7 protein-coding genes are annotated in these 13118 nt (G+C 47.6%); all 7 read right to left on the bottom strand.

Annotated features, from left to right (window positions below):
* Positions 1-242: 242 nt before the first annotated feature.
* On the bottom strand, positions 243-1667 hold the full coding sequence (locus CLV93_RS06670; protein ID WP_106541380.1) for a transglutaminase-like domain-containing protein: 1425 nt from the start codon (positions 1665-1667) through the stop codon (positions 243-245).
* 239 nt (positions 1668-1906) lie between these two features.
* Positions 1907-3061, bottom strand: a complete 1155-nt coding sequence (locus tag CLV93_RS06665) for an enolase C-terminal domain-like protein (RefSeq protein ID WP_106541379.1) — start codon at positions 3059-3061, stop codon at positions 1907-1909.
* Between the two features lie 31 nt (positions 3062-3092).
* Positions 3093-4250 (bottom strand): C40 family peptidase, encoded by a 1158-nt coding sequence (locus tag CLV93_RS06660; RefSeq protein ID WP_106541378.1) that lies wholly within the window; start codon positions 4248-4250, stop codon positions 3093-3095.
* A gap of 9 nt (positions 4251-4259) precedes the next feature.
* Positions 4260-7253: a golvesin C-terminal-like domain-containing protein gene (locus CLV93_RS06655; protein ID WP_146141967.1), complete on the bottom strand. Its 2994-nt coding sequence runs from the start codon at positions 7251-7253 to the stop codon at positions 4260-4262.
* A gap of 249 nt (positions 7254-7502) precedes the next feature.
* Positions 7503-9071 carry a RagB/SusD family nutrient uptake outer membrane protein gene (locus tag CLV93_RS06650; RefSeq protein ID WP_106541376.1) on the bottom strand — a complete coding sequence of 523 codons (1569 nt, stop codon included), beginning with the start codon at positions 9069-9071 and terminating at the stop codon, positions 7503-7505.
* Positions 9072-9091: 20 nt separating this feature from the next.
* Positions 9092-12112 (bottom strand): SusC/RagA family TonB-linked outer membrane protein, encoded by a 3021-nt coding sequence (locus tag CLV93_RS06645; RefSeq protein ID WP_106541375.1) that lies wholly within the window; start codon positions 12110-12112, stop codon positions 9092-9094.
* Between the two features lie 166 nt (positions 12113-12278).
* Entirely contained in the window at positions 12279-13082 is an 804-nt protein-coding gene (gene murQ / locus CLV93_RS06640; RefSeq protein WP_106541374.1) for an N-acetylmuramic acid 6-phosphate etherase, read from the bottom strand.
* Between the last annotated feature and the right edge of the window lie 36 nt (positions 13083-13118).

Genomic DNA, 13118 nt, shown 5'->3' with positions numbered 1-13118 from the left:
GTACGCCCGAAACGGGTTGAATTATTCCGGATGAATAGTTGAATTTTCCTGATTCAGATCCTCCGGGTTGTTTTCCGGTCTGGTTAGCTATTCGACCGATCTCGGAACAAACTACTGTCGGGGTTTGAAACCACCGACAGGGTTTCCTTTCTAAACGCTGACAGGTCTTCCGACGCTGTCAGGTGGGTAGTGCTACACTCTTCGGTTTCCACTTCTCCCATTCTCCGTTTCTCACCTTCTCACTACTTCACCTCTTTGATATCCATATGATAGTTCCACTGATCGAAGTATAAATTGCCACCGCTCCATTCCACTTCGCCGCGCTGGAAATCGATGGGTTCGCTGCGGGGAAATTCCTTGGCGGGTGTGAAAGGCTGACTGAAACCGTCATTGACAATCATCCTGTAGCCATCGTAACCGCCGAAGTAGAAATTCTGAACTGCTTCCTGCGGTACGTTCAACCGACCGAAAGACGGGTCAACCGGCACCCAGCCGATTCCTTCGAAATAGACTTCGCACCAATCATGCAGGTTCAGCTCCACCGGATAGATCATCCAGCCACTCTGCCATTTGGCCGGAACACCGGCGAACCGCGCCATCGTCATGAAGAGCAACGTTTGCATGCCACAATCGCCATGACGGTATTTCAGCACATATTCGGGAATGTTGTCGAACGTGGAATATTCAAGCGCACTCGCCCAGGGGATGTTGCTGTCAATCCAGTTAAAAATATCTCTCGCTTTTACGATGGGATTGGTTTCGTCGCCCACAATTTGGTTCGTCAGTTTCCGGATATCATCACTGAAAATAATTTGCGGTAGCCGCTGGGCGGTGTAGTTCCGGTAAAGTGCACTGGTGGTATCGTACGGTTCGGCTTCCGCCGGATTGAGCGAAACCAATTGCGTATGCGTATCAAACGAAGCTTTGTAGCTAAAAACCACCGGTGAATCCTGCCGGGCAAATTGCTCCATGTAGAGTGAGCGTTGCAGGTTGTCCTTATTCACGGCCAGTTGAAAATCCTTCTGTGAAGTGGATATCAGCTTCACATCATCCTGCCGCGGCTCCGAAATGCGTGGGAAAGGCAGCCAGCAACGAACGACCTGACCGCACGGAACCTCATTCGGCTTGACCGTTATGGTGTAGGTGAACTCGAAATGTTTGGTAAGCGGTTTTCCTGCCTCCACTATTTTCTTGTCATAAACCTTGCAGAATTCGCGGGTTGCATCGATAGCCGGGCCATCCACTTTTAGCTTCACTTTCGCTTCCGCAGAATCGATGCGAAACAGGTTGGGCACGGCATTCCGGAAGAATCGCTTTTGTCCGTCAATGCGGCGCATCTCCAGCGCACCTGTTTGCTCCCAGGCATTCATCTGGCTGTCGGTCAGTGATGGATAGTAACGCTGTAGCTCACTTCGCACCTGTTCTTCGTTCTTTGAGAAGTCCAATTTAATTCGATGCATCAAATCTTTCAGGTAAACCGCTTTCGCGGAATCTTTTCCTGTCAGGGCACCCGACTTCACCAACGAATCAATCATCGAGGATGCTTTTTTGAAGTGCCCCTCGTGTACCATCTGTTTCAAATCCTTCACTTCAACTTTTTTTTGAACAGGTGTCTGGCAGGCTGAAGCCATCACAGTCAACACCAACAGGAAAAGAAGTTTTTGCATAATGCTATTGTTTATTCCTTTTAAAGATAAAAAAACGGGCGCAAGGTAATGCTCAATACTACCCCGCGCCCTCTCAATTAACCCCAAAAAAAGATCTTATATCTCGATGTCAGAAAAATTTGTCACCCCTAAATCCCCTAAAGGGGACTTAAATTAGCATCCATTCTCAACAGGTTCTCCTTTAGTAGTTTAGATGCGCTATTAAAATTGATGCATCATACTCCCGGCTTATACAAATCCTAAATATCGATATCAGAGACTTTTTGAATGCCAATACCCGGCGCGTCAGGCAGAACAATTTTTCCATTCTCCACTTTCAGGCCTTCGAACACATCGTTTTTGATGAGCAGGTTACCGTCCAGATCGGCCCAATCGACAAACGGCGAAAGCTGTGCACCGGCAGTCACCGCACATGAAGTAGCCGTCATACAGCCAATCATCACCTTCATATCGAGGGTGCGGGCTGTGTTCATCATCATGTGTGCATGACGCAAACCGCCGCATTTCTCGAGCTTGATGTTCACGCCGGAATAGACGCCGTATATTTTTTTCATGTCAGCCAGGTCCTGAACTGCCTCATCCGCCATAATCGGCAACGGGCTGTTGGCCGTTAACCAGGCCACATCGTCCGGTTGATCCTTCGGCATTGGTTGTTCGACAAACACGCAGCCGTTCTCATTCAGAAAATGAACCATATCGAGCGCTTCCTGCTTGTCTTTCCACCCTTGATTCACATCAACACAAACCGGCACATCGGTTACCGAGCGCACCGCTTTGATGATTTCGCGATCGGTTCCGCGCCCCAATTTTATCTTCAGGATATTGAAGCCGGCGGCCTCACGGGTTTTTTCCTTCACCACTTCCGGTGTATCAATACCAATGGTAAAAGAGGTAGACGGCGCTTTTTCCTTCGAAAATCCCCACAAGCGGTACCACGGCTCGTCGAGCATCTTCCCAACCAAATCGTGCAATGCGATATCGATGGAACACTTGGCCGCATGGTTTCCGGGAGCGATGTTATCGACATAATCGATAATCTCCTCCATCCGCATCGGGTCGTTGAACTGCGTCAGATTTAACTTGCGATAGAAGGCAGCAGCCGTTTCGTGCGATTCGCCCAGGTACGGCGGCATCGATGCTTCGCCATAGCCCACGTAATCACCAAACCGGATTTTCGTCAGCATCACCGGGGTAGTGGTCCGCGACGAAGAAGCCAGCGTAAATACGTGTTTCAGCTGCAATTCGTATGGTTGAAAACTAAATTCAAGTCGGTCACCAGGCTTCATGTTATTTCTCTTTTCAGTTGACTGGCACGACTGCAAAACGGGAGCAGCTGCTACGCCGGCTCCGGTCAGCAATCCCGCCTTTAGAAAGTTACGACGGTTCGTTTGCATTAGACGTTTTTTTGTTAGTTGGTTTGAACGATTAATACCAGGGATGGTTTTTTACAGAAACAATCCCTTTGGTATCAATGGAATCAATCACATCGCGCATACCGACCATGTAACCGGGAGCGTATGTGAAGTAATTGCTTTTGGTGCTGTCGAGACTATTTAAGCGTACCCGACCCGCGGAATGCTCGATATTCATATCACCCAGATACAATCCGGTATGAGTAACGCGCGGTCCTTTTTTCCCGTGGTATCCGAAGAAAAGCAGGTCTCCCGGCTTAGCGTTTTTCAGTGTAACTGGTTTGCCATGCCTAACCATCAGCGATGCGTCGCGGGCCAGAATGATACCGAAATTAAAGTAGACGGTTTTCACAAATCCACTGCAATCCATCGCTTTGGGTGAAGTTCCTCCCCACAGGTACGGACGCCCGACAAACAGGTGTGCCAGCTTGCAAATCGCAGCCCGGTCGGGCTTGACAGTATTTTCCCATTCGGTGAAATTTCTTAATTCGGACTGCGGCAAATATCCTTTTCTTCCATCCGGGAAACTCACCTCTGCATACTTGCCGTTTGTTGCCGTTTGTTCCAAAATACAGCCCATTACCACATCCGAAACCGGCTGACTGGTTGCATCGGGTTGGGTGCGTATCAAACCATAATCAGCGGTAAAGATGACCCGTTTGGCATTTCGCCACTGGTTCATCCCGGCTTCGTTTTCACGATGAATGCCCCAACTGTCGACCCATCCCAGGTAGTTATCAGGTGTTTGGATGTAATACCATCCATGGTGTTTTTTCAGTACCCTGACCGGCGTTCCTAAAAGCGCCTGTGTGGCTAATTCCGCCGAGTGTCTCGGGTTACTGCGAATATTCGCCACCGACAGATTGACCAGCGCCCAATTGCGATCGCCCAACTGTTTTTGCGGAAGCACCTCGATGGAATCGACCGTTTTCACTCCGTTATCACCGAGCGTGTTCATCAATTCGAACTTCGCATCGGGTAAATTCGTTTCCCCTTTTAAAATGACCTCATCACCTTTCTTTTCCGAAGTCACCTGAAAAAGCGCCTCCCGGTGATCGGGCGCATATTTTTCCTGTACCGAGGAAATTATTTTTTGCACATTCTCCTGTTCAGCAGGAGAAGAACAAGCGGCCAAAAAGGCCAGCAAAAGGATAAACCAAAATTTGTTCATTGTATCTAATTATTTCTTCCGTAAATAACCAAGTATCTCTTTCATCACCACAGCACGTTGCTCCGGAGTCGTAATCGTTTCAAACGGGAAGCCGAGCGTCACTACCCGATAACCTTTATCGCAGGCTACTGCCGCACTCTTATTGTTGGCAACATACCGCAGAATGGTCGTTCCGGTGCTGTCGGCCGGTTCGATGGCATCGGGCGATTCCACCCGGTACATATCCGGACGGTATTCCATATTGAATCCAAACTTGCCGTCGAATGCCGGAAGCGGGCTGCCTGTAGTGGCTTTCACCAGAGGTGAATCTGTAGCATGATCGGTTCGTCCAAAGTAGCCGAGGACATTTCGTACAAAATTCTTCTCCTCTTCGGTCACATCGCGGTGTTCCGACTCGAATGAGTCACTTCCCACATAGGCGCCACTGATGAACAAGCGGGCCGATGGCGAACTGCAATAATCGGTCAGTGCTTTCTGCATTTCGGGCGTAAACAACGTATATTTTTCAACGCCACCCGGTTTTTCGGTGGTTTTCTCTTCACCAAAAATCACGTCAACCATTGGATATCCCGTGAGGGAAACGGTTCCGTTTTCCAATGTTTTTCGGCTGCAGGAAACGAAATTGTAACCGGCTTCCTGAATGGCAACTCCATGACTGTACACATGATCGAAATTATTTCCCAGCGGTAACATCGCCGTACGGTTCTGGTAACTGGCACCATGTCCCGGCTCATCGTTATCGATCCACGGCATCAATTGATTGAAATTGTATTGTGAACCGATGGTCGAAAGGTCATTACCCCAGGCCACACCTTCGTCAAGCCATCCGGCAAAACCGGTAAAGTTACCTTGATTGATCACTTCCGGGGCCGAAACGCGATCGAATGCATCGACCACCATCACGGTCGTATCACTTCCATTGTTACAAACCGACAGGATGTTGGAAGGGAAGCTCTCGCCTCCTTCGTTCACTGCGGTGATTTTGTAACTATAAATTTTGCCCTGCTCCAAAGCCGGCGTTTTGTATTCCGGCTGATCGACCAGCACACCGTTATCCCATCCACTGTCGCCAATTCGGGTATACACCACATACTGTTTCGGCTTGGCTGTCGGCTCCAACGGATCGTCCACCGGGTGCCACGAAAGTTCTGTTTTACCGCTATCCAGTTTGGCACTGAAAGCATCAACCGGCAACGGCTGCACGATATATGGAACTTCGTGATAAGTCGCCAGGAATTTCAGCATCGATTTGTAAATGGCGCGTGCCACCACAAACCGGAATTCCGGGTCATTTCCTGAAATCATGTCACCCAGGTTTTGGTGCGACAGCAGTTCCAACAATGCTGACGGAATCGTTGCATAGGTAGCTTCGCTGTACCGTTTGTCCCACAACTCACGCTGCGTCCAGTTGGGCTGCTCGTTCGCCCGGATATCACTCACAATCTGAGTGGACAACATATCGGCAAAGTCGCGATTCGTCAACCGGCTGCGACCGTCGGGATACTTCTTATTAAATTCTGCGTCACGGGTGCTGTAAATGGCGAGTGTTCCCACAATGGTATCTGTTCCCAGGTGATGACCGGCATCGGTATGGAAAGCCAGGCTCAAATCGATTGGGATGTGTTCACCCGGAACGTTTTTCTCTTTCGTAATCCAGGGCTCCATGTATTTTCCGCCGTGCAGGTAATTTACCCAACGGGCGCGACTGCGGTAATCATCCACATAATCGTTCTGTCCTTCGTTGAAGCTATAGGTCAACGAATCCGGGAAACCGCAATACTGCAGATAATAGCGGGCGCCTTCCGTCCAGCGGGGACGACCACTCACTTTCCCGCCACGCGCAACATTTCCCATTCCCCCGCCAAAACGGACAGCGTCTGCCGTAAGGACTTCGCCTTTTACACCATTCGCAAGTAAAGTTACGCTACCTTGTGCCGGGTCCGTTCCTTTTTTAAACTGAAAAGTTCCGAGGTACACCCAGGTACTTCCGCCCATTTGCTGGTCGACAACAAAGTGAGTGGTTCCGCCTGCATGGCGCACCTCGTAATGCGCTTTATCCGAACTATTCGGTAACGTTTTATAGGAAACATACACGGCATACTTCCCTTCAGCGGGAATATTGGGTGTCCAGCTGACTTGCGCTTTTGAACCGGGTTCGAGATTTAAAACTCTGTAATCCCCTTTCTGAAATGGATTTTGTCCTGCTACATAAGGCGGTGTTCCTACACCAAATCCGGTTCCTTCGCCGGTTGTAAATTTATTTTGGTAAGCCTCTTCCCGGTAGGAAGAGTCCTGATTATCGACAATAACCTCATGAGGTTGCGTATCGCGCTCTCGCGGAAGGTACACATTGGCGCCTGCATTTTCGAGCATCGGAACGAGAAACGGAAGCACAAATGATGTTGGTAGCACGTCTTCTACGGTCGTAAACACCGGTGCGCGCTGCCATTCCCAACGATCCTTTTTGTTATTGTAATACCATCCGTGACTGTTCCACAAAGCAATGTGGCGATGGTTCAATCCTTCAGTAATGCGGTAGGGTTTCGAAATATCCTGAACATGGATGGGTTGATTTAGACTGTCAGGCATTAGTCGCAAAGGATCTTTGTCTTCACGGTAGTAATTGGGCACCAGGCGCGAAAGTTGGTAGCCTTTCACCACCACTTTTACGGGATGGCGCCGGGCCAATCCTCTCAGCTTATCGTCCAGCTGAGCATAAATATCTTTCACCTGCAAAGTACGCAGGGTTTTGTAACCAAATTCATCTTTGAATTGAATAACGAGTGTATCGCCACTAAAGAAGAGGGTATCAATTTTCGAACGTTCAGGCGGGGTATATTTGAAGTCACCTTTGACCGCATCGTCGAGGTAACGGCTGGTCCGGCGATAAGCTCTTTTCACCTTACCAGGCAAGGTGTTAACTTTCTCCTTGTTGTAATATGACTGCGCCCTGGCGGGAACAATCATAAAGAAAATCAGCGTGCTAAGCAGAAGAATTTTCATGCGTTGGTAACTTTATTTGTTACAAGCTTCCGGCGATTTCAGCGAGCTGGCAGAAAAACTCAACCGCCGTGAGATAAAGGGAATTGATACGGTTTATTCAAATATCGCAGAAAAAGAGCAATCATAAAAGACAAACCTCCTTTTCCTCAACGACTTAATTGCTTAAAAAAAGCCGGAAGCGGCAGATAGTATAAGCCTGCCTGCCATCCCCCGGCTTTTATTTCATCTATGAAAAAACGTTAAACTATTTTAGTTACCACCAGTCGTATAACCTGGGTTCTGAGGAACATCACCTGATGTAATATCCACCTCAGCCTGTGGTACCGGCCAGTATTCGTGTGCTTTTGTCCAGTTGGGCAAAATGTTGGCACGTCCGGTACGAACCAAATCAGGATACCGGTCGTTTTCCATCGCCAGTTCGAGACGACGCTCAGTGTAAATGGCCTGGAGCAGTGCATCGCCTGATACATTCTTATCAGGAAGATTCACCCGTTCGCGAACCATATTCATTTTCGCCAATGCTTCAGATTCATTTCCTAAATGATATTCTGCTTCAGCATACATTAACAGAACCTCAGCGTAACGCATCACGCGGGTATTGTTTCCATTGTTACGGATATGGACAGCGCGATGTGCCGGATCTACATAAATCTTCTGGTTGTAGAAACCGGTACGGTCGAAAGTGAGCTTGGTTTTTCCAGCAGCCAAATCAGCTTGTGCCTGGTCGATAGCCGCCTGGTCACCGCTTTGTTCAGCCTGATCGAGAGCTGTGTACAGATCAGCCAGCTCGTTGTGGAATACCTCTGTTGTATCCAACAACGTTGCCTGCATACGAACTGTATCGTTTTCAGCCATGAAGGCGTTGTACAAGTTCTTAGTCGGCTGGTTGATACCGTAACCGTAGGTGATGTTACGCGGCAGCTGGAACAGTGTCTGGAAGTTACCGTTGTTACGATACGCCGAAGTTTCGGTTGGTGAATCGTAGAACTGGATTTCGAAAATCGATTCCATTCCGTTTTCGCCATCGAAAGAGAACTGATGCGCATAGTTGGGATCCAACTGGTATTCGCCGGAATCGATGATCTTTTTCGACCATTTAGCTGCATCTGCCCAGTTTTTCCGGTAAAGATTCACCTTTGCCAGGAAAGCGTCGGCAGCACCTTTGGTTGCACGGCCAATGTCAGAGGCAGCATATTCGCTCTTCAGCGGAAGATCGGCTTCAGCAGCTTCCAGGTCCGATGCGATAAAATCGTATACATCCGAAATAGAAGAAGGAGCAATCTTCTCATCTGCTGTTTTAATCAGGTGATCCACAATCGGAACTTTTCCAAATGCAATGACCAGATTCCAGTGATAGTAAGCGCGAAGGAAACGTGCTTCTGCAATCAGTCGTTTTTTCAGGCCCGGCGTGGTGAACAAGTCGTCGTTCATCGCCTGGATTCCTTCGATAGCCTGATTGGATTTGTTAATTCCGCGGTAGCACAACTCCCACTTATACCGAACCTGATACATGTCGGCCGTACCATTGAAATCTTTCAATGGCTGGAACCCGCCACTATCGCCGTCAGAACCACTGTAGATGGCATTATCACTCAATGTTTCACCGAAGGCCCACTGAAACCAACCGAAACGATAGTCTTTCAAGTCGGAATAGGCAGCCGTAACGGAGTGGATAGCTTTATCCTGGCTGTTGAAGTAAACCTCAGAGGTTTCCTGTCCCAGCTTTTTCTTGTCGAGAAAGTCCGAACAACTCATGACCGACAAGCTAAGGCATCCAATAAGCAATGCCTTTGTATATGTCTTTAATGAAATTTTCATAACAATAAATCCTTATTCAATTAGAATCCCAGTTTTACACCGAATACATAGGTCTGCGCCTGCGGGTAGGTACCAATATCAACACCGCGACTCAGATAGTTCGTAGTTGAATTCTGTCCGATTTCCGGATCCGCACCTGAATAGTTGGTAATGGTAACCAGGTTCTGACCTGACACATAGAACCGCAATGAAGCAATACCTGCTTTCTGAACCAACGATTTAGGAAGTGTGTATCCCAGCGTGATGTTCTTCAGACGGGCATATGAACCATCTTCCACAAACCGGTCAGAAGTACGGTTGGTGTTGTTCTTGTCATTACCGTTCAGACGAGGCATATCCGTGTTGGTATTGCTCGGAGTCCATGAGTTCAGCATATCTGTCGACTTATTTGTTTCGTCGAAGTTATACAGGTGTGTCTTCATTGCATTGAAGATTTTATTACCCTGTGATCCCTGAACAAATGCGCTAAGATCAAAAGCTCCGTATGTAATACCCAGGTTGAAACCATAAGTAAATTTCGGAATCGGGCTTCCCAGATAAGTTTTATCCTCATCGTTTACAACACCATCTCCGTTCACATCGACAAACTTCAGGTCACCGGGTTTCAAATCTTCATTGCTACTTCCTTCCTGAACCGGTGCATTGTTAATTTCCTGCTGTGACTGGAAAACGCCATCGGTTTTATATCCGTAGAAGTATCCGATAGGCTCGCCTTCTTCCGTGCGGGTTGCGTTACCACCATAATAGTAACCTCCGGCAATTGGCTCACCATTACCCAGACTGAGTACTTCATTCTTCACGGTAGCAATGTTGAAGCCTACATTGTAAGAAAGCTTGTTTGAAATCCGATCGCGATAGCTCACAGAAACCTCAAGACCGTTGTTTTTCACCGAACCTACGTTAGAAGTCGGTCCGCTCTCGTAACCATAGTAGTAAGGAATCGGCACGTTAACGAGCATGTCCTTGGTTTTCTTGTTATACCAGTCGATGGTTGTTTGCAAACGGTCGTCGAAGAATGATGCATCAACACCAAAGTTCAATGATTCAACCGTTTCCCATTTGATAGACTGGTCAACCATTCCGGTTACAACATAACCCTGATCGATGGTCGGAGTCATTCCGAAGAGGTAGCGGTACTGTGAGTTACCGTTCATTGTTTCCTGATAAGGATAGCTTCCGATATTCTGGTTACCAATTTGTCCCCAACCGGCACGCAGTTTCAGGTTGGTCAACCAGGTTGCATTCTCCAGGAAAGACTCTTTTGAGATTTTCCATCCAAGTGCTACAGACGGGAAATATCCCCAACGATTTTCTTTCGGGAACTTAGAAGAAGCATCAGCACGGAAGTTTACCGTTGCCAGATATTTGTTGTCATACGAATAGTTGATACGTCCGAGGAAAGACATCATGGAAACGGACGATGCACTACCGGATGCCAAATCGCCGTCGGCTGCAGCATCGAGATACCACATCGAAGGATCTTCGTTCGGAATATTGGTTTTCGAAGCAGAGAACCATTCGTAGTTTCCTTCTTCCATGGTGTAACCAGCCAGTGCTGACAGGCTGTGTTTTCCAAACGTACCATCGTAGTTCAGGGTGTTTTCCCATGACCAGTAATCGCCACGGTTGTAACCCCGATACACTTTGTTAACCAGATTCTGCTGGTTAATGTTGACCGAGTAAACCGGAGTGAAGTTGTAGGAATCGGTCCGGTAGCTACTCTGACCAAAACTGGTTTTTGCCTTCAAACCTTTCGCCAGTTCCAGCTCACCATACACGTTTCCTACCAGCTGCAGTTTTTCTGAATGACTGTTGTCATACTGAATCGCTGCTACCGGGTTCGGATAGTCGGTAAACTTGGAATAATCATACACATGATTGGCTTTGTCCTTCCATACCGGAATTACCGGCTCAATCTTAATCGCTGTATTAATTACTCCCACGTGGTAGTTTTCCTCGCTGATGGAGTATTTCTTACTGTGCTCGATATTCAGGTTTGTACCGATTTTAAATCGTTTAGAAACCTGGTAATCGACATTCAATTTACCGGTCGTACGTTCGAAGCTACTTCCTTCAACCGTACCTTCCTGGTTCAGGTGACCGATGCTCAGCGCGTAAGTCATTGCCTTGCTACCTCCGGTTACACCGAAATTGTAGTTCTGCATAGGAGCTACACGTGTAATGGCATTGAACCAATCGGTGTTCTGGTTTTTGTCGACCAGTGAAAGATCGATAGGGCTGGTACGCGTCTTGTTCAGCTCTTGCTGAATGCTGTACCACTCCGGACCGGTAGTGGTTTTCCAGTTGTTGATTACTTTCTGTACACCATAGTAAACATCAAGATTTACACTGGCTTTAGAATTCAACTTACCTTTTTTCGTGGTAATCAAAACCACACCGTTAGCACCTCTTGAACCATAAATAGCAGAAGCCGAAGCATCTTTCAAAATTTCTACCGAAGCAATATCATTCGGGTTCAAAAAGTTGATGTTACCAACAGGAAGGCCATCGACAACGTACAACGGATCGGCATCGTTAATCGTTCCGATTCCGCGAACGCGGACAGAAATAGAACCACCGGGAGCTCCGGAATTGGAGGTAATCTGAACGCCGGCTACGCGTCCCTGGAGAGCCTGGTCAACTGAAGAGACCGGCTGGCCTTTAAGGTCATCAGCGCTCACCGAAGCCACAGCCCCGGTAATGTCACTTTTTTTCTGGGTACCATAACCGACGACCACAACTTCGTCGAGTGATTTGGTATCCTCTTTCAGTTGTACGTTAATCACACTGTTGGAGGCAGGAATTTCCTGAGGAATATATCCCAGGAATGAGAATTTCAGTACATCCGATGCTTTCGCATCCAACTGATACTTACCATCAAAGTCGGTGATGGTACCATTAGTGGTGCCCTTGACGACAATGTTTACACCGGGAAGCGGCGCACCGCTTTGGTCAGTGACCATCCCGGTTACAGTCCTCTTTTGGGCAACCGATGAGAAGGCAACCATCATGGCTGCCACAAGCAATAGAAAACGTCTCATGGTACTAGTAGTTTAGATTTTAAAATTTAGCCTAGGGGTATATTTCTCCCTCCGTCCTTTCATGAAAAGGCATATAACTCACCCTTTCCGGAGGATTACACCCTTCGGACTGATTAAAAATGAGAACTCAAAAAACTTTCAAACTATAAGTCAAAATATAACCTAGCTATTTACGGTATTCGTCGAGCGCTTTCTTCACAGAACCGTGTATGAGCAAGAGATTCCTGGCTTTATCCTGTTCCAGTCCTAACTCTTCCATAATCATTCGGGTTCCGCGCTCTATCAGTTTTTTATTGGTTAATTGCATATTAACCATCTTGTTACCTTTCACTTTTCCCAGCTGAATCATCAGCGTGGTTGTGATCATATTCAGAATTAATTTTTGTGCTGTACCGGATTTCATGCGGGTGCTTCCGGTTACGAACTCAGGGCCAACAACGGCTTCAATCGCAATATCGGCATGCTTAGCCATCTCGCTGTTGGGATTACTGGTTACGCAAGCAGTAAGAATATTGTTTTCGCGCGCTTTTTTCAAAGCACCTACTACATAAGGTGTTCTTCCGGAGGCGGCGATACCTACAATGGTATCCATTTCGGTGAGGTGATATTTTTGCAAATCTTCCCAGCCCATCGCCTCGTTATCTTCAGCTGACTCCACAGCTTTGCGAATGGCTGTATCTCCTCCGGCAATCAAACCGATAACCAAATCATAACCAACCCCGTAAGTTGGGGGAATTTCCGACGCATCGAGAATACCCAACCGTCCACTGGTTCCGGCTCCGACATAAAACAATCGGCCACCTTTTTTCATTCGCGGAGCAACCGCCGTTACTAACGCTTCGATTTGTGGAATGGTTTTCTGTACAGCCGGGAGAACCTTGCGATCCTCTTCATGAATTGACTCCAGCAACTCACGCACACTCTTCTTTTCAAGATCGTTATAAAGCGATTCTGATTCCGTTATACTCATTTTCGTTTTTTTCAATCCCGGAATTAAGCCAGGTAA

Source organism: Prolixibacter denitrificans (assembly GCF_003014495.1).
Classification (GTDB): Bacteria; Bacteroidota; Bacteroidia; order Bacteroidales; family Prolixibacteraceae; genus Prolixibacter; species Prolixibacter denitrificans.
The sequence above is the reverse complement of the archived record's forward strand: the minus strand, read 5'-3'. Positions and strand labels throughout refer to the sequence as shown.